Source organism: Streptomyces sp. CB02261 (assembly GCF_001905665.1).
Lineage (GTDB): Bacteria > Actinomycetota > Actinomycetes > Streptomycetales > Streptomycetaceae > Streptomyces.
This window is the reverse complement of sequence record NZ_LIVX01000014.1, coordinates 158,876-178,995: the sequence shown is the minus strand read 5'-3', so window position 1 is coordinate 178,995 and position 20,120 is coordinate 158,876. Positions and strand designations below refer to the sequence as shown.

Annotated in this window: 15 protein-coding genes, 1 rRNA gene and 1 pseudogene; 12 read left to right on the top strand and 5 right to left on the bottom strand. The window is 72.9% G+C overall.

Features of this window, described 5'->3' with window-relative positions; genetic code table 11:
- The first annotated feature begins 95 nt into the window (after window positions 1–95).
- The 3 genes and pseudogenes from rrf (at window position 96) to AMK29_RS36875 (ending at window position 2,497) form a co-directional block, all read left to right on the top strand.
- Window positions 96–212, top strand: a 5S ribosomal RNA gene (rrf, locus tag AMK29_RS33905).
- 107 nt (window positions 213–319) lie between these two features.
- A pseudogene (locus AMK29_RS38060) lies at window positions 320–1,657 on the top strand (hypothetical protein); the annotation flags it as partial.
- A 39-nt stretch (window positions 1,658–1,696) separates the two neighbouring features.
- Window positions 1,697–2,497 carry a hypothetical protein gene (locus tag AMK29_RS36875; protein ID WP_198942383.1) on the top strand — a complete coding sequence of 267 codons (801 nt, stop codon included), beginning with the start codon at window positions 1,697–1,699 and terminating at the stop codon, window positions 2,495–2,497.
- 63 nt (window positions 2,498–2,560) lie between these two features.
- Here the strand turns inward: AMK29_RS36875 and AMK29_RS33890 are convergent, their stop codons facing one another.
- Window positions 2,561–3,856: a DUF1015 domain-containing protein gene (locus tag AMK29_RS33890; protein ID WP_073819905.1), complete on the bottom strand. Its 1,296-nt coding sequence runs from the start codon at window positions 3,854–3,856 to the stop codon at window positions 2,561–2,563.
- A gap of 121 nt (window positions 3,857–3,977) precedes the next feature.
- Here AMK29_RS33890 and AMK29_RS33885 point away from each other — a divergent pair, with 121 nt between their 5' ends.
- Both AMK29_RS33885 and AMK29_RS33880 read left to right on the top strand, forming a co-directional pair.
- Window positions 3,978–5,012 (top strand): HAD-IIA family hydrolase, encoded by a 1,035-nt coding sequence (locus AMK29_RS33885; RefSeq protein ID WP_073819924.1) that lies wholly within the window; start codon window positions 3,978–3,980, stop codon window positions 5,010–5,012.
- Window positions 5,013–5,065: 53 nt separating this feature from the next.
- Window positions 5,066–5,908: an ABC transporter ATP-binding protein gene (locus tag AMK29_RS33880; RefSeq protein ID WP_073819904.1), complete on the top strand. Its 843-nt coding sequence runs from the start codon at window positions 5,066–5,068 to the stop codon at window positions 5,906–5,908.
- On the opposite strand, the gene AMK29_RS33875 is transcribed toward AMK29_RS33880, so the two are convergent.
- Window positions 5,897–6,244 (bottom strand): SCP2 sterol-binding domain-containing protein, encoded by a 348-nt coding sequence (locus AMK29_RS33875; protein ID WP_073819903.1) that lies wholly within the window; start codon window positions 6,242–6,244, stop codon window positions 5,897–5,899. The two genes, AMK29_RS33880 and AMK29_RS33875, sit on opposite strands and share 12 nt — an antisense overlap.
- 43 nt (window positions 6,245–6,287) lie before the next feature.
- Between AMK29_RS33875 and AMK29_RS33870 the strand changes: the two genes are divergently transcribed.
- The 5 genes from AMK29_RS33870 (at window position 6,288) to AMK29_RS33850 (ending at window position 11,537) form a co-directional block, all read left to right on the top strand.
- Window positions 6,288–6,656 carry a hypothetical protein gene (locus AMK29_RS33870; protein WP_198942380.1) on the top strand — a complete coding sequence of 123 codons (369 nt, stop codon included), beginning with the start codon at window positions 6,288–6,290 and terminating at the stop codon, window positions 6,654–6,656.
- Window positions 6,657–6,663: 7 nt separating this feature from the next.
- Window positions 6,664–7,479 carry a TlyA family RNA methyltransferase gene (locus AMK29_RS33865; RefSeq protein WP_073819902.1) on the top strand — a complete coding sequence of 272 codons (816 nt, stop codon included), beginning with the start codon at window positions 6,664–6,666 and terminating at the stop codon, window positions 7,477–7,479.
- Window positions 7,476–8,399 (top strand): NAD kinase, encoded by a 924-nt coding sequence (locus AMK29_RS33860; protein ID WP_073819901.1) that lies wholly within the window; start codon window positions 7,476–7,478, stop codon window positions 8,397–8,399. The genes AMK29_RS33865 and AMK29_RS33860 overlap by 4 nt, the downstream gene beginning before the upstream one ends.
- 87 nt (window positions 8,400–8,486) lie before the next feature.
- A complete protein-coding gene (gene recN / locus AMK29_RS33855; RefSeq protein WP_073819900.1) occupies window positions 8,487–10,229 on the top strand; it encodes a DNA repair protein RecN in 1,743 nt (580 codons plus the stop codon).
- Between the two features lie 219 nt (window positions 10,230–10,448).
- Window positions 10,449–11,537 carry a glycosyltransferase family 4 protein gene (locus AMK29_RS33850; protein WP_073819899.1) on the top strand — a complete coding sequence of 363 codons (1,089 nt, stop codon included), beginning with the start codon at window positions 10,449–10,451 and terminating at the stop codon, window positions 11,535–11,537.
- A 102-nt stretch (window positions 11,538–11,639) separates the two neighbouring features.
- Here AMK29_RS33850 and AMK29_RS33845 read toward each other — a convergent pair whose 3' ends face one another.
- The gene (locus tag AMK29_RS33845; protein WP_073819898.1) at window positions 11,640–13,268 is read right to left on the bottom strand and encodes a PucR family transcriptional regulator; all 1,629 of its coding nucleotides are present in this window, start codon (window positions 13,266–13,268) and stop codon (window positions 11,640–11,642) included.
- 161 nt (window positions 13,269–13,429) lie between these two features.
- Between AMK29_RS33845 and AMK29_RS33840 the strand changes: the two genes are divergently transcribed.
- Both AMK29_RS33840 and AMK29_RS33835 read left to right on the top strand, forming a co-directional pair.
- The gene (locus AMK29_RS33840) at window positions 13,430–14,944 is read left to right on the top strand and encodes an APC family permease (RefSeq protein WP_073819897.1); all 1,515 of its coding nucleotides are present in this window, start codon (window positions 13,430–13,432) and stop codon (window positions 14,942–14,944) included.
- Window positions 14,945–14,969: 25 nt separating this feature from the next.
- Window positions 14,970–16,610: a flavin monoamine oxidase family protein gene (locus AMK29_RS33835; protein ID WP_073819896.1), complete on the top strand. Its 1,641-nt coding sequence runs from the start codon at window positions 14,970–14,972 to the stop codon at window positions 16,608–16,610.
- A gap of 2 nt (window positions 16,611–16,612) precedes the next feature.
- On the opposite strand, the gene AMK29_RS33830 is transcribed toward AMK29_RS33835, so the two are convergent.
- Together AMK29_RS33830 and AMK29_RS33825 are read right to left on the bottom strand one after the other, a co-directional pair.
- Window positions 16,613–18,001: an FAD-binding oxidoreductase gene (locus tag AMK29_RS33830; protein WP_073819895.1), complete on the bottom strand. Its 1,389-nt coding sequence runs from the start codon at window positions 17,999–18,001 to the stop codon at window positions 16,613–16,615.
- 69 nt (window positions 18,002–18,070) lie between these two features.
- Complete coding sequence (locus AMK29_RS33825) at window positions 18,071–19,873, bottom strand: glycoside hydrolase family 15 protein (RefSeq protein WP_073819894.1); 1,803 nt, start codon at window positions 19,871–19,873, stop codon at window positions 18,071–18,073.
- Window positions 19,874–20,120 lie beyond the last annotated feature (247 nt).

Here is a 20,120-nt window from a genome sequence, read left to right as displayed (position 1 = left end):
TCCACTGTGTTAGTTCTGAAGCAACGAACAGTTGCTGGTTTCTTGAGCTAGAACACAACTACAGAGTGTGCTTGTTCGCTCGAAACCGATAGGGTTTCGGTGGTCATAGCGTTAGGGAAACGCCCGGTTACATTCCGAACCCGGAAGCTAAGCCTTTCAGCGCCGATGGTACTGCAGGGGGGACCCTGTGGGAGAGTAGGACGCCGCCGAACAATTCTTCAGGACCCCTGGTCCCAGCGTTCACGCTGGGACCAGGGGTCCTTTTGTTTTTGCTTGACTTTTTCCGATGCGCGGCCGAGTGCCGGCTGCGCGAGAATGACTGCAGTACCCGAAGACAGGAGTCACACCGATGTCCACCAACTCTCCCGACGACCGTCCGGAGCGCGAACCGCGTCGCAGGGACGGTGCAGGTGGCGACCGGGGCGGCTTCCGCGGGCCGCGTCGTGATGACAACCGTGGTGGCGGCGGCTTCCGTCGCGATGACCGTGGTGGCGACAACCGTGGTGGCGGCTTCCGCCGCGACGACCGCGGTGGCGACAACCGCGGCAGTGACAGCCGTGGCGGTGGTTTCCGTCGTGACGACAGCCGTGGTGGCGACAACCGCGGTGGCGGTTTCCGTCGTGACGACAACCGTGGTGGCGACAGCCGCAGTGGTGACAACCGCGGTGGCGGCTTCCGTCGTGACGACCGTGGGGGCGACAACCGTGGCGGTGGTTTCCGCCGTGACGACAACCGTGGTGGCGACAACCGCGGTGGTGGCTTCCGTCGTGACGACCGGCGTGATGAGCGTCCGTCGTCGTTCCGTCGGGACGAGCGTCCTTCCTTCCCCCGTGACGACCGTCGCGACGACAACCGCGGTGGCGGTTTCCGCCGCGATGACCGCGGTGGCGACAACCGTGGCGGTGGCTTCCGCCGTGACGACCGCGGTGGCGAGCGTCCGCCGTTCCGGCGTGACGACCGGCCCTCCTTCCCCCGCGATGACCGGGGTGGCGACAACCGCGGTGGCGGTTTCCGCCGTGACGACCGCGGTGGCGACAACCGCGGTGGCGGTTTCCGCCGCGATGACCGCGGTGGCGACAACCGTGGCGGTGGCTTCCGCCGTGACGACCGCGGTGGCGACAACCGTGGCGGCGGTTTCCGCCGTGACGACAGCCGTGGTGAGCGTCCGCCGTTCCGGCGTGACGACCGGCCCTCCTTCCCCCGCGATGACCGGGGTGGCGACAACCGCGGTGGCGGTTTCCGCCGTGACGACCGCGGTGGCGACAACCGTGGCGGCGGTTTCCGCCGTGACGACCGCGGTGGCGACAACCGCGGTGGTGGCTTCCGTCGCGATGACCGTGGCGGTGACAACCGCGGTGGTGGCTTCCGTCGGGACGAGCGTCCTTCCTTCCCCCGTGACGACCGTCGCGACGACAACCGCGGTGGTGGCTTCCGCCGTGACGACCGGCGTGATGAGCGTCCGTCGTCGTTCCGTCGGGACGAGCGGCCTTCCTTCCCCCGTGACGACCGTCGCGACGACAACCGCGGTGGCGGCTTCCGCCGTGACGACCGCGGTGGCGACCGTGGTGGGTTCCGGGGCCGGGACGACCGGGGTGGCGACCGTGGTGGGTTCCGGGGTCGGGACGACCGGGGTGGATACGCGCGTCGCGACGACCGGGGCGACCGGGAGCGCAGCGACCGCGCGCCGATCAAGCGGCTGCCGATCCCGCCGGAGGTCACCGGCGAGGAGATCGACCCGGACGTGCGCCAGGAGCTCATGAGCCTGCCCAAGGGCCTGGCCGAGGACGTCTCCCGCAACCTCGTCATGGTCGCCCAGCTGATCGACGAGGACCCGGAGAAGGCGTACGGGTACTCCAGGGTCGCCCTGCGGCTCGCCTCCCGTGTCGCCGCCGTGCGCGAGGCCGCCGGCTTCGCCGCGTACGCGACGCAGAAGTACTCCGAGGCGCTGGCCGAGTTCCGTGCCGCCCGCCGGATGAGCGGTGGCGTCGAGCTGTGGCCCGTCATGGCCGACTGCGAGCGTGGCCTCGGCCGGCCCGAGCGCGCGCTGGCCATGGCCGGTGAGCCCGAGGTGCAGAAGCTGGACAAGGCCGGGCAGGTCGAGATGCGGCTCGTCGCCGCCGGCGCCCGCCGTGACCTCGGGCAGCTCGACGCGGCCATCGTGACGCTGCAGAGCCCCGAGCTCGCCTCCAGCGCCGTGCACCCGTGGACCGCGCGCCTGCGGTACGCGTACGCCGACGCGCTGCTCGCCGCCGACCGCGAGGCCGAGGCGCGGGAGTGGTTCGGGAAGGCTCTCGAGGCCGACAAGGACGGGGCCACGGACGCCTCGGACCGGCTGGCCGAGATGGACGGTGTCGAGTTCGTCGACGCGTTCGACGAGTCGGAGGCGGAGTCGGACGACATCGTCCTCGTCGATGACGAGGACGAGGACGAGGATGTCGAGGACGACGACCTCGACGAGGACGACAGCGACGACAGCGTCGGCGACGACAAGAGCTGACACGGTCGACGAGTGAGAAGGGCGGCACCCACCGGGTGCCGCCCTTCTTCGTCTACGGGACGCTCAGTCCAGCGCCAGGCTTCTCAGGACCAGGCCCGTCGCGGGCTTCGGGCCGAACGAAGTCGACTTCCGGGGCATCGTGACGCCCTGCCGGGCCAGGTCCCGCACCACGTCCTCGCGTACCGGGTGCATGAGGACCGCCGTACCGCCACGGCGTTCCGCCTGGTCGACCGCGGCCTCCGTGTCGTGGATGTAGCTGATGTCCTCGGGGGCGTCCGGGATGTGCCAGACGTGCTCCAGGAGGGTGGAGTGCAGCACCGTGGCGTCCAGGGTGCGCCACGCCTGGGGCCGGTCCGTCCGGATCGTACGGTCGAGCAGCGCGGCGTCCGGCCGGTCGACGAGGTGGAATCCCCCGTCACCGGCGAGCAGGAAGGCGTTGCCGTCCGCCGCGGCGGACGCGAGGGCCTCCAGGGCGGTCGGCAGGGGCCCGTCGATCCGGCGTACCCGGAAGTGCCCGTCGAGGGCCGCGAGGGCCTCCGACAGCGGCAGGCGGTTGAGGAGACGGTGGATGGAGCGGACCCGGAGGGGGTAGCGCGCGGTGTCGATGAGGAGGACCAGACCGTAGTTCCAGGGGCCCGGTGCGCGGTGCTCCTCACGGAGGCGGAGGTAGGTCGCCCAGCGGTGGTGGCCGTCGGCGATGAGCGCCTGGTGGCCGGAGAGGTCGCCGGCGATCGCGGCGAGTTCGTCCGGGTCCGTGACCGACCAGAGGCGGTGGTGGAAGCCGTCCTCCGTGGTGGTGGAGAGCAGTGGCTCCCGTCGCACGGTGCGCTCGATGACCGCGTCGGCGCCGCCCGCCTCGCCCCCCACGTAGGTGAGGAGCAGGGGCTCCAGGTTGGCGGCCGTGGTCCGCATCAGGGCGGCGCGGTCCTCGACCACGTGCGGCATGACGTCCTCGTGGGGGAGGACGACCCCCTCGGCGGGGGTGGAGAGTTCGAGGGCGCCGATGACACCGCGCTGGAGGATGCCGTCGCCGTGCTGCTCGTACACGTAGAGCGCGGGCTCCGGGTCCGGGGCGAGGACGCCGTCAGCGAGCCAGCGGTCGAGGGTGACGGCGGCCTTGCGGTGCCGGGTTCCGGCGGTGACGGCCTGCGGCAGGATCAGTCGGACGATGTTGTGCGGATCGGCCGATTCCAGATGCAGGAGTCCGTCAGGTCGTACGACGACGTCGTAGGGAGGAGACGTCACGGCGGCGAGGCTGCCGACCCGTTCCGGGACGTAACGGAGCCCGCGGAACGGGGCCAGACGCAGCCCCGCGGCGTCGTCGCGGACGTCGTCGGCCGCGTGACCGTAGGTGTTCATCTCGTCATCGTAGGGGGGCCGTGGCCATGAGCGATGATCGGGGGAGCGGGGGACTTCCACCCGGAGACGCGAGGAGTGTGTGGTGACGGTACGGGACGGCCGGGGACGGCAGGACGAGGGCATGAAGCGGCCGGACGGCAGCGCGGTGCCGCTGAGCGAGGCGTACGACACGGCGCTCCTGGACCTGGACGGTGTCGTGTACGCGGGCGGGGAGGCCATCGCGCACGCGGTCGAGGCGCTCGGGGCGGCGCGGGACGGCGGGATGCACCTGGCGTACGTCACCAACAACGCGCTGCGGACGCCGGACTCGGTGGCCGAGCACCTCACGGAGCTGGGGGTGCCGGCCGAGGCGGGGGACGTGATCACCTCGGCGCAGGCGGTGGCCCGGCTGATCGCCGACGACGTGCCGTCCGGGTCGCGGGTGCTGGTCATCGGCGGCGAGGGGCTGCGGGTGGCGCTGCGCGAACGGGGTCTGGTGCCGGTGGAGTCGGCGGACGACGAGCCGGTGGCCGTCGTGCAGGGCTACGGCGGGCCCGAGATGCCGTGGGGGCGCTTCGCGGAGGCGGCGTACGCGGTGGGGCGCGGGGTGCCGTGGTACGCCTCGAACACGGACCTGACGATCCCCGGGGCGCGGGGCATCGGGCCGGGCAACGGGGCCGCGGTCGAGGTCGTGCGGATTGCCACGGGCGGCCGGGCCGAACCGAAGGTCGCGGGGAAGCCGCTGCCGCCGATGCACCGGGAGACGGTGCTGCGGACGGGGGCGCGGCGGCCGCTCGTGGTGGGGGACCGGCTGGACACGGACATCGAGGGCGCGTTCAACGGCGGGGTGGACTCCCTGCTGGTCCTCACCGGGGTGACGGACGTACCGCAGCTGTTGGCGGCGGTGCCGGAGCACCGGCCGACGTATGTGGACCGGGATCTGCGCGGGCTGCTCGTGGGGCAGCCCGACGTCGTCGCGGACGCGGACGGCGGGTTCGTGTGCGGGGACTGGCGGGCCTCGGTGAGCGAAGGGGCGCTGGTGCTCGACGGGCCGGACGGGCGCGCCGAGGGGCGGATGGACGGGGTGCGGGCCCTGTGCGGGGCCGCCTGGTCGGCGGCCGACGCCGACGGGGCCGTACCGGACGCGGAGAAGGCCCTCGCACGGCTCGGGATGTGAAATTGGGTAGGCTAACCTAACTTCATCGGGGTTGAGGGCACGGGAGCACGGATATGGACGGTCGACAGCAGCGGCTGAGCGCGGAATCGGTGACCCTGGCGTACGAGCAGCGGGTCATCGCCCGCGAGCTGTCCGTCGAGATCCCCGACAACTCCTTCACCGTCATCGTCGGGCCGAACGCCTGCGGCAAGTCCACCCTGCTCCGCGCCCTCTCCCGGATGCTGAAGCCCAGCGAGGGGCGCGTCCTGCTCGACGGGCAGTCGATCCACGCCCTGCCCGCCAAGAAGGTCGCCAGGACGCTGGGTCTGCTGCCGCAGACCTCGGTGGCGCCCGACGGCATCACCGTCGCCGACCTGGTCGCCCGGGGCCGTTATCCGCACCAGGGGCTGCTGCGTCAGTGGTCGCCCGAGGACGAGCGGATCACCCGGGAGTCCATGGAGGCGACCGGCGTCGCCGAGCTGGCCGAGCGGTACGTGGACGAGCTCTCAGGCGGTCAGCGCCAGCGCGTCTGGATCGCGATGGCGCTCGCACAGCAGACCCCGCTGCTCCTGCTCGACGAGCCGACGACGTACCTCGACATCCAGCACCAGATCGACGTCCTCGACCTCTGCGCCGAGCTGCACGAGAACCAGGGCCGGACGCTCGTCGCCGTGCTGCACGACCTCAACCACGCTGCCCGGTACGCGACCCACCTCATCGCCGTCCGCGACGGCGAGGTGGTCGCCGAGGGCGCGCCGTCCGAGGTCGTGACCGCCGAGCTGGTGGAGCGGGTCTTCGGGCTGCGCTGCCAGGTCATCGACGACCCGGAGACGGGGACGCCGCTGGTCGTGCCCGCCGGGCGCAAGGCGCGCGTGCCGAGGCCCTCGGTGTCCCCGGAGCCCGCCCTACAGAAGTGAGCGGAGCCGCAGCAGGTCGCGGAAGCCCGCTTCGAGTCTGACCCGGCCCGACGCCCAGGCCTTCGCGAAGTTCAGCTCGCCGGCCACCATCGCCACCAGGTCGTCGCCGGTCATCGCGAGCCGGATCTGCGCCTTGGCGGGGGGTGGGCCCGCGACCGTGTCCTGGACCTGGATGCGGCCGTCCGCGAGCCGGCCAGTGAACGTGGTGTCCAGGTCCGTGATGTGGCAGCTCAGGGTGCGGTCGAGCGCGGCCGCCCCGCGGACGTCGCCGTCCGCCCGCGCGAGGTTGTCCGAGAGTGTGTCCAGTGCCCTGCGGCACTCCGTGATCGTCGCCATCGCCGTCGACCGTACCCCAGGGGTTCGCGGTAGCGTCGGGGCCATGAGCGACGCGACGGAGATGACGCAGGACCCGGTGGACGGGACGGGGCCCGGGGCCGCGTCCCGCGCGGAGTCCGGCAGCGCGTCCGTGGCCCTGCCGCACACCGCGTCCGAGGGCGGGTCCGAGGACCACCCCGAGGCCGGGTCCGAGCCCGCTCACGCGCCGGCCGCGCCCGCCCCGCTCGGGGTCGCGCGGGAGCTCACCGGGCATCCCGGAGTCGACGCCCACCTGGCGCGTCTCGCCGAGGTGGACGACCTTCCGGCGGACGGACACCTGGAGGTGTACGAGGATGTACACCGTGGACTGCGTGCCGAGCTGACCTCGCTCGACGCGCACCCCACCCCTCGTCCGTACGAAAACAGGAGCTGAACCCACCGTGGCAGGAGTGGCACGCCGCCGTCTCGACGCCGAGCTGGTCCGGCGCAAGCTCGCGCGCTCGCGCGAGCACGCCAGCCAGCTGATCGCCGCGGGCCGGGTGACCGTCGGCAAGACCGTCGCCACCAAGCCCGCCACCCAGGTCGAGACCGCCGCGGCCATCGTCGTCGTCCAGGACGACTCCGACCCCGACTACGTCTCGCGCGGCGGTCACAAGCTCGCCGGCGCCTTCGCCGCCTTCGTCCCCCTGGGGCTGAAGGTCGAGGGGCGGCGCGCCCTGGACGCCGGAGCGTCCACCGGCGGCTTCACCGACGTGCTGCTGCGCGCGGGCGCCGCGCACGTCGTCGCCGTCGACGTCGGTTACGGGCAGCTCGCCTGGTCGCTGCAGAGCGACGAGCGCGTCACCGTGAAGGACCGCACGAACGTCCGTGAGTTGACGCTCGACGCCATCGACGGCGTCCCCGTCGACCTCGTCGTCGGCGACCTCTCGTTCATCCCGCTCGGGCTCGTCCTGCCCGCCCTCGTGGCCTGCACGGCGCCCGACGCCGACCTCGTCCTCATGGTCAAGCCGCAGTTCGAGGTGGGCAAGGAACGGCTCGGCACCGGCGGCGTCGTCCGGAGCACCGAACTCCGCGCGGACGCCGTGAAGAACGTGGCCCGCCGGGCCGCCGAACTCGGGCTCGGTGTCCTGGGCGTCACGGCCAGCCCGCTGCCCGGCCCCTCGGGCAACGTCGAGTACTTTCTGTGGCTGCGGGCAGGCGCGCCCGCGCTCGATCCGGCGGATGTCGACCGCGCCGTGGCGGAAGGACCTCGTTGAGCTCAACGGAAGCAGCACCAGAGACCGCACCACGTACCGTCTTCCTGCTCGCGCACACCGGCCGGCCGGCCGCCGTGCGCAGCGCCGAACTGGTCGTCCTCGGACTGCTGCGCAGCGGCATCGGCGTCCGGGTCCTGGAGGCCGAGGCCGCGGACATGCCGCTGCCGCCGTCCGTCGAGAAGGTGCCGGAGGCCTGCTCCGACGCGCTCGACGGCTGTGAGCTCCTCGTCGTCCTCGGCGGCGACGGGACCCTGCTGCGCGGCGCCGAGTTCTCCCGCGCCTCCGGCGTCCCGATGCTCGGCGTCAACCTGGGCCGCGTCGGCTTCCTCGCGGAGGCCGAGCGCGACGACCTCGACAAGGTCGTCGACCGGGTCGTGACGAGGGCGTACGAGGTGGAGGAGCGGATGACCCTCGACGTCGTCGTGTACGAGAACGGCGACGTCCTGTACCGCGACTGGGCGCTCAACGAGGCCGCCGTGCAGAAGGTGTCTCCGGAGCGGATGCTGGAGGTCGTCCTCGCGATCGACGGGCGTCCCGTGACCGGCTTCGGCTGCGACGGGGTGATCTGCGCGACACCGACGGGGTCCACCGCGTACGCCTTCTCGGCCGGCGGCCCGGTCGTGTGGCCGGAGGTCGAGGCGCTGCTGATGGTCCCCATCGGGGCCCACGCCCTCTTCGCCAAGCCCCTGATCACCACCCCCCAGTCGGTCCTCGCCGTCGAGGTCGAGCCGCACACCCCGCACGGGGTGCTGTGGTGCGACGGACGGCGGACGGTGGAACTCCCGGCGGGGGCACGGGTGGAGGTGCGGCGGGGTGCCGTGCCGGTCCGGCTCGCCCGGCTCCACCACGCCTCCTTCACGGACCGGCTGGTGGCCAAGTTCGCCCTGCCCGTCTCCGGCTGGCGCGGCGCTCCGCACTGACTCCCCGCCGGGGGGACGCCGGCAACGAGCGGCGCGCCGGAGAGTTACGACCGGGGGCGATGTCGCATCGCGGCAGGGAAACCTCGTATGGTCTGGGGCGTGCTGGAGGAGATGCGGATACGGTCGCTCGGGGTCATCGACGACGCGGTGGTCGAGCTGTCGCCCGGCTTCACCGCGGTGACCGGTGAGACCGGTGCGGGCAAGACCATGGTGGTGACCAGCCTCGGGTTGCTGCTCGGCGGGCGGGCCGACCCGGCCCTGGTGCGGATCGGCGCGGCCTCGGCCGTCGTCGAGGGGCGGATCAGCGTGCCCGCGGGCGCGCCCGCCGCCGTGCGCGCCGAGGAGGCCGGGGCGGAACTCGACGACGGCGTCCTGCTCGTCAGCCGCACGATCTCGGCGGAGGGGCGCTCACGGGCCCACCTGGGCGGGCGTTCCGTACCCGTCGGGCTGCTCGCCGAGCTCGCCGACGAACTCGTCGCCGTCCACGGCCAGACCGACCAGCAGGGCCTGCTCAAGCCCGCCCGGCAGCGCGGCGCGCTCGACCGGTACGCCGGCGAGGCCGTCTCCGCACCGCTCGCCGCCTACGGCGAGGCGTACCGGCGGCTGCGGGCCGTCACCGGAGAGCTGGACGAGATCACCACCCGGGCCAGGGAACGCGCCCAGGAGGCCGATCTGCTGCGCTTCGGGCTCGGGGAGATCGAGGCCGTCGCCCCGCTGGCCGGGGAGGACACGGAGCTCGCCGCCGAGGCGGAGCGGCTCGGGCACGCCGAGGCCCTCGCCTCCGCCGCCGCGCTCGCACACGCCGCGCTCGCGGGCGTACCCGAGGATCCCGAGTCCGTCGACGCCACGACCCTGGTCGCGGGCGCGGGGCGGGCCCTGGAGGCCGTACGGTCGCACGATCCGGCGCTCGCGGCCCTCGCCGACCGGATGGGGGAGATCTCCATCCTGCTCGGGGACGTGGCCACCGAGCTCGCCGGATACGCCGACGACCTGGACGCCGACCCGCTGCGGCTCGCCGCCGTCGAGGAGCGGCGTGCGGCGCTGACCCAGCTCACCCGGAAGTACGGCGAGGACATCGCGGCCGTCCTCGCCTGGGCCGAGGAGAGCGCGGGCCGGCTCGGAGAGCTGGACAACGACGACGACCGCATCGGGGAACTCACCGCCGAGCGGGACCGGCTGCGCGACGAGCTCTCGGTGCTCGCGCAGCGGCTCACCGACGCCCGTACGGAGGCGGCGGCCCGGTTCGCCGACGCGGTCACGGCCGAACTCGCCTCGCTGGCCATGCCCCACGCGCGCGTGTCCTTCGACATCCGGCAGACCGAGGACGCCGAAGGCGTCGAGGTCGGCGGCCGCCGGGTCGCGTACGGCCCGTCCGGGGCCGACGAGGTCGAGCTGCTGCTCGCCCCGCACCCCGGCGCCCCGCCCCGGCCCATCGCCAAGGGCGCCTCGGGCGGTGAGCTGTCCCGGGTGATGCTCGCGGTCGAGGTCGTCTTCGCCGGCGTGGACCCGGTGCCGACGTACCTCTTCGACGAGGTCGACGCCGGTGTCGGCGGCAAGGCGGCCGTCGAGATCGGCCGCCGGCTCGCCAAGCTCGCCAGGACGGCTCAGGTCGTGGTCGTCACCCACCTCCCGCAGGTCGCGGCCTTCGCCGACCGGCAGCTGCTCGTCGAGAAGACCAACGACGGCTCCGTGACCCGGTCGGGCGTCACCGTCCTGGAGGGCGAGGAGCGGGTCCGGGAGCTGTCCCGGATGCTCGCCGGCCAGGAGGACTCCGAGACGGCCAGGGCGCACGCCGAGGAGCTGCTGGCGACGGCGCGGGCGGACGCGTGAGGGCGCCCGCCGCCGGGAACGGTCGCTCGGACGCCCCGCGTCCGCGCTGATCGCCGCCGCGACCGCCGGGGGGCGCGCGGCCTGACGCGCGCGCTCACCCGAGTGGGTGAACCCGTGGGACGGGTCGCGGAGTCGCACGCCTCCCGTGGCGGGGAACGACGCCATTTCGGTGCCGGAACGTGCGTACGGTCAGGCGTACGGGCTGGCATCCTTGGGCGCGTGACACAGCTCCGTACGGTCCAGGTGTTGGGCGGCGGCAGCGCGGGCAGCAGCGCTCACGTCCGATCACTCGCCTCGGGGCTGGTGGCGAGGGGCGTGCGGGTGACCGTGTGCGCCCCGGCCGAACTCGACCGCGTCTACGACTACCTGGGCGCAGGCGCGCACTTCGTGCCGCTGCCGCGCCTCGGCGACCCCACGACGGTCACCGCGCTCCGCAACGCCTGCATCGGCGCCGACGTCGTCCACGCGCACGGGCTGCCGGCGTCCGTACGGGCCGCGCTCGCGCTGTCCGGCCCCGGCGGCGGCGGACGTGCGCCGCTCGTGACGACCTGGGACAGTCGGGTCCACGTGGACGGGGCGCGCGGCGGAATGGTGCGCCTTCTGGAACGAAGGACCGTACGGGCCGCGACCGTCGTCCTCGGCACCTCCTCCGAGCTCGTCGACCGGGCCCGCAGGCGCGGGGCCCGCGACGCCCGGCTCGCCCCCGTCACCGTGCCGGCCGCCCGGGGGCCGGTCTGCCTCCACGACGGCAAGGCCCGCGCCGAACTCGGGGCCGTCGACCGGCCGTTGCTCATGGCTGTCGGGGCGCTCGAACGGGGCCGCGGGTACCGCACGCTGCTCGACGCGGCCCGGAAGTGGCGGGAGCTCGACCCGCAGCCGCTCCTCGTCATCGCGGGCGAGGGGCGCGAACGGGCCTACCTCCAGCGGCGGATCGTCGAGGAGGACCTGCCGGTGCGGCTGATCGGGCGGCGCGAGGACGTCGCGGAGCTGCTCGCGGCGGCGGACGTGGCCGTCCTTCCCTCCCGGTGGGAGGCGCGGTCCCTGCTGGCGCAGGAGGCCCTGCGGCTCGGGGTGCCGCTCGTCGCCACGGCGGTCGGCGGCGTGCCGGAACTCGTCGGGGACGCGGCGGAGCTGGTGCCCTACGGGGACGCGGCGGCGCTCGCGGAGGCGGTGCGGGGACTGCTCGAGGACGTGGAGCGGCGGATGGACCTGGCGGCGGCGGGGCGGGTGCAGGCGCGCTCCTGGCCCACGGAGGACGAGACGGTGGCGCATGTGCTGAGCGTCTACGACGAGTTGGTGGGGCGCTGACGCTCGGGTGCGTCCGCCGTTCCCGCCGAGGTGGGATGCGTGGGCTCGGGTACGCCCGCCGTTCCCGCCGAGGCGGGACGCGTGGGCGCACCCGGAGGCCGTTCAGGTCGTGTGGCGGCGGGCTCTCAGGGCGAGGGAGAGGGCCAGGACCGTCTGGGGGTCGTCCAGGTCCGTCCCCAGGAGTTCGGAGATGCGGGCCAGGCGGTTGTAGAGGGTCTGCCGGTTGAGGTGGAGCTCCCGGGCGGTCTCCGCCTTGCGGCCCGCGTGCGCCAGATACGTCTCCAGGGTCGGCAGCAGCGGGGGACGGGACGTCCGGTCGTGGTCCCGCAGGGGCCCGATCGCGCGGTCCACGAACGCCGCCAGGACCGTGTCCCCGTGGAAGTGCAGCCGCCACAGCAGCAGGTCGATGTCGAGGCGCCGGGCGTCGTACCAGGGCAGTTCCGACAGTCCCTGTGCCGCCGTCGCCGTCTCCGCCGCGTGCCGCAGGCCCGCCGACGCGGCCGCCCAGCTGCCCGCGACGCCGACCACGACCACCGGCGGGTGCACCCCGGCGCGCTCCAGTCCGGCCCGCTCCACGCCCGCGCGCAGCGCCGCCGCGACCCGGTCCGCCACCGCCGTGCGCTCCGACTCCGACCGCAGGCCGAGGAGCAGGGGCACTCGGCCCTCCACCGGGCGGACGCCCAGGAGGACCGGGACGCCGACAGAGGCCAGTTCCTCCAGGACCGCGCGGGCCAGGAGCGCCCAGTTCCCCGAGGGGGACAGCTCCGAGGCCAGCCGCATCACCACCGGCAGCAGCGGGCCGTCACCCGGCTTGAAGCCGAGGACCCGGGCCTGCGCCGGGGCGTCCTCGGCCGTGATCCGGCCCTCGGCCAGGTCGGTGAGGAAGTCGCCCCGGCCGCGGGCGGCCAGCTCCTCCTCCTGCCGCGCCTGCATGAGGACGACCGCGAGGAGTCCGGCCGCGCGCTCGGCCGCCATCCGGTGCACGGGGGAGAGCGGGCCGGAGACCGACAGGAGGACGAGGCGGGCCCGTACCGAGCCCGTGCCGGGGCCGCCGCCGGGCACGTCGACCAGGACCGTGCCGGTGGGCGGGCCGGACTCGCGGGCCGCCCGCTGACCGCGCAGACCGTCCCACACCTGGAGCGGGTCGGCCGGCGCCGACTCGGTGCCCGCCGCGTACAGCAGCTGTCCGTCGGCGGTCTCCAGGAAGACCGGGTTGGCGGCGAAGTCGGAGAGGATGCGCAGGACCTGCGGCACCCCGCCGCCGCCGAGCAGGGCCTCCGTGCACTGCCGGTGGACCTCCTCGGCCTGCCGCTGGAGCGCGTAGTGGCCGTTGACGATCTCGGTGTGGATCTCCTCCGTGACGGCCACGAACGGCACCTCGCGGTGCAGCTGCACCAGCGGCAGCCCGGCCGCCCGCGCGGTCTCCACTATCGTCGCCGGGAGCCGCGCGAAGCGCGGGCCCAGCTCCACGACGAGCGCCGCGATGCCCCGGTCCGCGAGCCGGCGGACGAAGGCGCGCTGTTCGGCCGGGCGGGTGCCCAGGCCGAGGCCCGTCGTGAGCAGCAGCTCGCCGCCCTTGAGCAGCGACGCCATGTTCGGCACCTCGCCCGCGTGCACCCAGCGCACCGTGCGGTGCAGCCGGTCGGCGCCGGCGACGACCTCCGGGAGTCCGCCGCGCAGCCCGGGGAGCTCCAGCGCCCGCTGCACGGTGATCCCGCCCTGATTGTCCATGGGCCCGGACGCTACCCGCGTCCGCGTTTCCGCGACATCACCCCACGGTCACGGGACCGGACACGTCGTACAGCGGGGCGACAACTCGTCGTCCTCCGGCCCGAATTGCGCGACCGCATGTCGATTGTGGCCTGCGTCACTCGCGAGGATGCTCTCGCGCCATGGCAGAGAACTCCACCCCAGAGGTCCAGCGGCTGAAGGCCGGCTCGGTCGGGCTCGTCGGCGTCGTGTTCATGGCGGTGGCCACCGCGGCCCCGATCACGGCGATGACCGGCAACCTCCCCATCGCCGTCGGCTTCGGCAACGGCACCGGCGCACCCGCCGGCTATCTCTTCGCGACGCTCGTCCTGACCGTCTTCTCGGTCGGCTACGTCGCCATGGCCAAGCGGATCACGGCCGCCGGCGCCTTCTACGGCTACATCTCGCACGGTCTCGGCCGCATCGCCGGTATGGCGTCCGGCATGCTCGCCGTCCTCGCGTACATCGTCTTCGAGGCCTCCATCGTCGGAGTCTTCGCCTACTTCGCCAAGACGACGGTCGCCGACCAGCTCGGCGTGGACGTCCCGTGGATCCTCTACGCGGCCGTCATGCTCGCCGTCACGGCCGTCCTGTCGTACTTCGACATCAACCTGACCGCGAAGGCGCTCGGCGTGATGCTCGTGGCCGAGATCGCGGTCCTCTTCGCGGTCGCCACCGCCGTCCTGATCGCGGGCGGCGGCCCCGAGGGCATACCGGTCGAGCCGATCAACCCCGTGAACGCCTTCACCGGCACCTCCGCGGGCCTCGGGCTCTTCTTCGCCTTCTGGTCCTGGGTCGGCTTCGAGTCGACCGCCATGTACGGGGAGGAGTCGCGCGACCCCAAGCGGGTCATCCCGCGCGCCACCCTGATCTCCGTCATCGGCGTCGGCCTCTTCTACATCTACGTCTCGTGGATGACCATCGCCGGCAACGGCCTCGCCGCGTCGGTGAAGCTGTCCGCCTCCGCCTCGCCCCTCGACCTGTTCTTCGCCCCCACCCAGAGCTTCATCGGCGCCTGGGCCGTCGACGCCTTCCAGTGGCTGCTGCTCACCGGCTCCTTCGCCTGCGGGATGGCCTTCCACCAGTGCGCCTCGCGCTACCTGTACGCCATCGGCCGCGAGGGCTTCCTCCACCCGGCGCTCGGCCGGACGCACGCCCGGCACGGCTCGCCGTACATCGCCTCGTACGTGCAGAGCGCGATCGCCGTGGGCCTCGTCGCCGCCTTCTGGCTCACCGGCCAGGACCCGTACATCCACCTCTACACCCTGCTCGCCATCCTCGGCACGATGGCGATCCTCATCGTCCAGACCCTCTGCTCCTTCGCCGTCATCGGCTACTTCCGCAGGAACCACCCCGAGGACCGCCACTGGTTCAGGACCCTCACCGCCCCGCTCCTCGGCGGCGTCGGCATGATCGCCGTCGTCGTCCTGCTGATCATGAACATGGAGACCGCGGCCGGTCTCGCCGCCGACTCCCTCTTCTTCGAGGCGATCCCCTGGATCGTCGGTCTGGTCTTCTTCGGCGGCCTCGGCCTCGGCCTCTACCTCAAGGCCAAGCGGCCCGAGCGGTACGCGATCATCGGCCGGATCGTCCTGGAGGACGCCACCGAACGCGACGACGAGACCCGCACGGAGCCCGCCCCCGTACCCCAGGTCTGATCCCTCTCTCCTCCAGGAGCGCCCCATGGCACGCACCAACCCGATGCACCTCCTGAAGCACCTCGCCTCCGAGCACGCCGACGCCCGGCGGCTGAACCTCCCCGTCGACGAACTCAGAGGCATGAGAGCCGACGCCCTCGGGCGCCGGACCCTGATGAAGTACGCCGCCGCGGCCGGAATCGCCGTCGGCGTCGGCGCGGGAGCGACCGTCCCCGCCCGGGCCGCCGTCCCCGACCCGCCCCTCCACAGCACCGCGCGGGTCGCCGTCGTCGGCGCCGGGATCTCCGGACTCACCGCGGCCCTCACCCTCCAGGACGCCGGCCTTCGCCCCGTGCTGTACGAGGCCGACCCGTCCAGGGTCGGCGGCCGCATGTGGACCCAGCGCGCCCACTGGGCGTACGGACAGACCTCCGAGATCGGCGGCGAGCTGATCGACACCAGCCACAAGAAGATGCTGGAACTCTGCCGCCGCTTCGGCCTCGACGTCGAGGACTTCCTCGGCGGCGGGCCCCAGGGCGCCGAGGAGGTCCTGTGGTTCGACGGCGCCTACTACCCGCGCCACCAGGCCGACGAGGACTTCAAGGCGGTCTACCAGGCGCTGCGCCGCGACCTCTCCGAAGCGGGCGAGGTCCGCTGGAACCAGACCACACCCACCGGCACCGCACTCGACACCATGTCGATCCACGCGTGGATCGAGAGCCGCGTCCCCGGCGGCCACGCCTCCCCGCTCGGCAAGTTCATCGACGTCGCCTACAACGTCGAGTACGGCGCCGACACCACCGAACAGTCCTCGCTCGCCCTCGTCCTGCTCATGGGCTACCAGACCAATCCCGGCAACTTCAACATCTGGGGCCTCTCCAACGAGCGCTACCACATCGTCGGCGGCAACGACCGGCTCCCCAACGCCATCGCCGGGGCGCTCGCCCCCGGCACCCTGCGCCCCGGCTGGTCCCTGACCGCCGTACGGGCGAACGCGGACGGCACCCAGACGCTGACCTTCTCCGAGGCCGGCGCCACCAGGACCGTCACCGCCGACCACACCGTCCTCTGCCTCCCGCTGCCGATCCTCAAGCAGCTCGACCTCTCCCTGGCCGGCTTCGACCCGCTCATGAGGAACCTGCTCAGGGACGCGCGGATGGGCCACTGCACCAAGCTGAACATGCAGTTCGGCACCCGCCCCTGGCGGGGCACAGGCCCCTGGCCCGGGGTCTCCGCGGGCGACTGCTTCACCGACACCGAGGTCCAGCAGACCTGGGACACCACCAAGATCCAGGGCGGCACCGGCGGCATCCTCATCCAGTACGGCGGCGGCAGCCGGGCCCGCGCCCTGAACCCGGCCGGACCGTTCTCCACCGAGTCCGACCCGTACGTACGGAGCCTCGTCACCCGCTACCTGGCGGGCATCGACGCCTTCTTCCCCGGCACCTCCAGGGCGTACACGGGCCGCGCGCAACTCTCCGCCTGGCACAGGAACCCGTACGCCCTCGGCGCGTACTCCTGCTGGCCCGTCGGCTACCTCCACCGGTACGCCGGCTACGAGGGCACCGCCCAGGGCAACGTCCACATCGGCGGTGAGCACTGTTCGTACGACTTCCAGGGCTTCATGGAGGGCGGGGCGACGGAGGGCGAGCGGGCCGCGCGGGAGGTGATCGACGCGCTGAGGTGACCTCAGGCGGCCGGTGCGATGTTGTGGTTGAAGCGGAAGACGTTGTCGGGGTCGTAGGCGGCCTTGACGGCGGCGAGCCTGCGGTGGTTCTCGGCGCCGAAGCCGGCGACGACCCGCTCCTCGCCCTCGGAGCCGATGAAGTTGAGATAGACGGCTCCGGTCGACCACGGCCTCGCATCGGCCCGCACGTCCCGCACCCACTGCACGGTCCGCTCGTCGTCGGCCGGGTCCACCCAGGTCGCGAAGGGATGGACGACCCAGGGCGCGGAGCGCCACGGGACCGGGAAGCCGGCCGGGCCCGACGCCACCGCGCCGCCCATCATGAACAGCACCTGCTGGGTGGCGGTCGGCATCGGGATCCGCTCGGCCCGGGCGCAGAAGACGTCCACGGCCTCGTCCGGGAAGTCGGTCAGGTACTCCGCCGACCAGTAGTTCCGCAGCCCCGGCGGGTCGTCGATCATGCACTGCAGATCCGCGTACGCGATGTCCGTGACCATCTCGATCACGGGCTCCAGCGCGAACAGCGGCTCCGCGAGCTCACGGACCTCGGCGACCGGGCCGGCGCAGGTGAACAGGGTGCCGCAGACCAGCTCGCCCACGAGGTGCTCCGGGACGAACGGCTCGGGCGGGGCGGGGAGGTAGATGACTCCGCCGCCCACCTCGTCGGGGGCGGACGCGGCCAGGTCTCGGAAGACGCGGACCGCCTCGGGCGCCCGCTCGGGCGGGAAGAACAGCATCGCCATGCTCATCGCCGGCAGCTCGTGCAGGCGCAGCGTGAGCGAGGTGGCCACCCCGAAGTTCCCGCCGCCGCCGTGCAGCGCCCAGAACAGCTCCGGGTGGGTGTCCGCGTCGGTGTGGACGTGCTTGCCCTCGGCGGTGATCAGCTCCGCCGCCACGAGGTTGTCGCAGGCGAGCCCGAACTTCCGCTCCAGCCAGCCCGAGCCGCCGCCCAGCGTGAAGCCCCCGACGCCCGTGGTGGACACACGGCCGCCCGTCGTCGCCAGGTGGAACGGCTGGCAGGCGCGGTCGAGGTGGCTCATGGTCGCGCCGCCCTCGACCCGTACCGTCATGTGCTCGGGGTCGGCCACGACCGCGTGCATCCGGCGCAGGTCGACGACGAGGCCGCCGTCGACGACCGACGTGCCGGCGACACTGTGTCCGCCGCCGCGCACCGCGACCGGCAGCCCGGTCTCCCGGCCGAAGACGATCGCGTTGGAGACGTCCTCCTGGGTCGCGCACTGCGCGATGACCGCGGGCCGGCGGTCGATCATGCCGTTGTGGACGATCCGGGCCTCGTCGTAACCCGGATCGCCGGGGACGAGGACCGCGCCGGCCAGATCCTCGCGGAGTCCGGCGAGAGCCGCCTGCGGGACGCTGATCTGGGGAGCCATGGGGACGCCCCCCTTTCCGAGGGGGGACAGGACCCTCCCAGCGTATTCCCGTGGGCGGCTCCCGTCGCCTCAGCCGCCGTATGCCCCGCTCGCCGTCAGCCGCAGCGCCGTGTCGATCAGCGGGACATGGCTGAAGGCCTGCGGGAAGTTGCCCACCTGCCGCTGGAGCCTCGGGTCCCACTCCTCGGCGAGCAGCCCCAGGTCGTTGCGGAGCGCGAGCAGCTTCTCGAAGAGGGTGCGGGCCTCGTCGACCCTGCCGATCATCGCCAGGTCGTCCGCCAGCCAGAAGGAACACGCGAGGAACGCGCCCTCGTCGCCCTCCAGGCCGTCGACCCCGGCCTCCTCACCGGCCGTCGGGTAGCGCAGCACGAACCCGTCCTCCGTGGACAGCTCCCGCTGGATCGCCTCGATCGTGCCGATGACCCGCTTGTCGTCCGGCGGCAGGAAGCCCATCTGCGGGATCAACAGCAGCGAGGCGTCCAGCTCCTTGGAGCCGTACGACTGCGTGAACGTGTTCCGCTCCTGGTCGTAGCCCTTCTCGCAGACGTCCCGGTGGATCTCGTCGCGCAGCGCGTGCCAGCGCTCCAGGGGGCCGTCGGCGTCGCCGGACTCGATCAGCTTGATCGTGCGGTCGACGGCCACCCACGCCATCACCTTGGAGTGGACGAAGTGGCGGCGCGGGCCGCGCACCTCCCAGATGCCCTCGTCGGGCTGGTTCCAGTGCTTCTCCAGGTAGTTGATCAGCTTGATCTGGAGGAGCGAGGCGTAGTCGTTGCGGGAGAGCCCCGTCATGTGCGCGAGGTGGAGGGCCTCGGTGACCTCGCCGTAGACGTCCAGCTGGAGCTGGTTGGCGGCGCCGTTGCCGACGCGTACCGGACCGGAGTTCTCGTACCCCGGCAGCCAGTCGAGCTCCGCCTCGCCGAGCTCGCGCTCGCCCGCGATGCCGTACATGATCTGGAGGTTCTCCGGGTCGCCCGCGACCGCCCTGAGCAGCCAGTCCCGCCAGGCGCGGGCCTCCTCGCGGTAGCCGGTGCGGAGCATCGAGGAGAGGGTGATCGCCGCGTCCCGCAGCCAGGTGTAGCGGTAGTCCCAGTTGCGGACGCCGCCGATCTCCTCGGGCAGCGAGGTGGTCGGCGCGGCCACGATGCCGCCGGTCGGCGCGTACGTCAGCGCCTTCAGGGTGATCAGGGAGCGGATCACCGCCTCCCGGTAGGGGCCGTGGTACGTGCAGTGCTCGACCCACTCGCGCCAGAAGTCGGCGGTCGCCTCCAGGGAGCCCTCGGGGTCCGGCAGCGCCGGCGGCTCGCGGTGGGAGGGCTGCCAGGACAGCGTGAAGGTGATCCGGTCACCGGGGTTCACGGTGAACTCGGAGTACGTGGTCAGGTCCTTGCCGTGGGTCTCGGCGTCCGCGTCCAGCCACACCGAGTCGGGTCCGGCGACGGCGACCGTGCGGTCGCCGACCTTGTGCACCCAGGGCACGATCCGGCCGTAGCTGAACCGCATCCGCAGCGCCGACCGCATCCGCACCCGGCCGGAGACGCCCTCCACGATCCGGATGAGCTGCGGCGCGCCGTCCCGCGGGGGCATGAAGTCCGTCACCCGGACCGTGCCGCGCGGGGTGTCCCACTCGGACTCCAGGATCAGCGAGTCGCCGCGGTAGCGGCGCCGGTCGGCCGCGGGCGGTTCGGCGTCGGCGGGACCGGCGGGGCCCACCCGCCAGAATCCGTGTTCCTCGGTGCCGAGCAGCCCGGCGAAGATCGCGTGCGAGTCGAAGCGGGGGAGACACAGCCAGTCGACGCTGCCGTCGCGGCAGACCAGTGCGGCGGTCTGCATGTCTCCGATGAGTGCGTAATCCTCGATGCGCCCGGCCACGTGCTTCACTCCAGTCGAACGGCCACGTCCGCCCCGCGGGGCGCTTGCTCAGATGATCCGGCCGTGTGTGTCAGCCGGGTCTGCTTGTGTCAGCGGTCAAGGGGTCTTCGACGAGCTCTTGGTCCGGATGACGGGCGGGGTGGTGCCGCTGGCCGGCCGGCTCGGCGGGCAATGTCCGAGCAGGATACGTCGCACCCTAGTGACCCGGTGATCACCCCGGGGACGACGCTACTCCGAACGGGTGAAT

Coding starts and splice junctions, on each gene's coding strand:
- AMK29_RS33870 (WP_198942380.1), top strand. CDS start 6,288: ATGAGCGACGCGACGGAGATGACGCAGGACCCGGTGGACGGGACGGGG.
- recN (WP_073819900.1), top strand. CDS start 8,487: ATGGTCTGGGGCGTGCTGGAGGAGATGCGGATACGGTCGCTCGGGGTC.
- AMK29_RS33885 (WP_073819924.1), top strand. CDS start 3,978: ATGAAGCGGCCGGACGGCAGCGCGGTGCCGCTGAGCGAGGCGTACGAC.
- AMK29_RS33830 (WP_073819895.1), bottom strand. CDS start 18,001: ATGGCTCCCCAGATCAGCGTCCCGCAGGCGGCTCTCGCCGGACTCCGC.
- AMK29_RS33875 (WP_073819903.1), bottom strand. CDS start 6,244: ATGGCGACGATCACGGAGTGCCGCAGGGCACTGGACACACTCTCGGAC.
- AMK29_RS33880 (WP_073819904.1), top strand. CDS start 5,066: ATGGACGGTCGACAGCAGCGGCTGAGCGCGGAATCGGTGACCCTGGCG.
- AMK29_RS33845 (WP_073819898.1), bottom strand. CDS start 13,268: ATGGACAATCAGGGCGGGATCACCGTGCAGCGGGCGCTGGAGCTCCCC.
- AMK29_RS33840 (WP_073819897.1), top strand. CDS start 13,430: ATGGCAGAGAACTCCACCCCAGAGGTCCAGCGGCTGAAGGCCGGCTCG.
- AMK29_RS33890 (WP_073819905.1), bottom strand. CDS start 3,856: ATGAACACCTACGGTCACGCGGCCGACGACGTCCGCGACGACGCCGCG.
- AMK29_RS33835 (WP_073819896.1), top strand. CDS start 14,970: ATGGCACGCACCAACCCGATGCACCTCCTGAAGCACCTCGCCTCCGAG.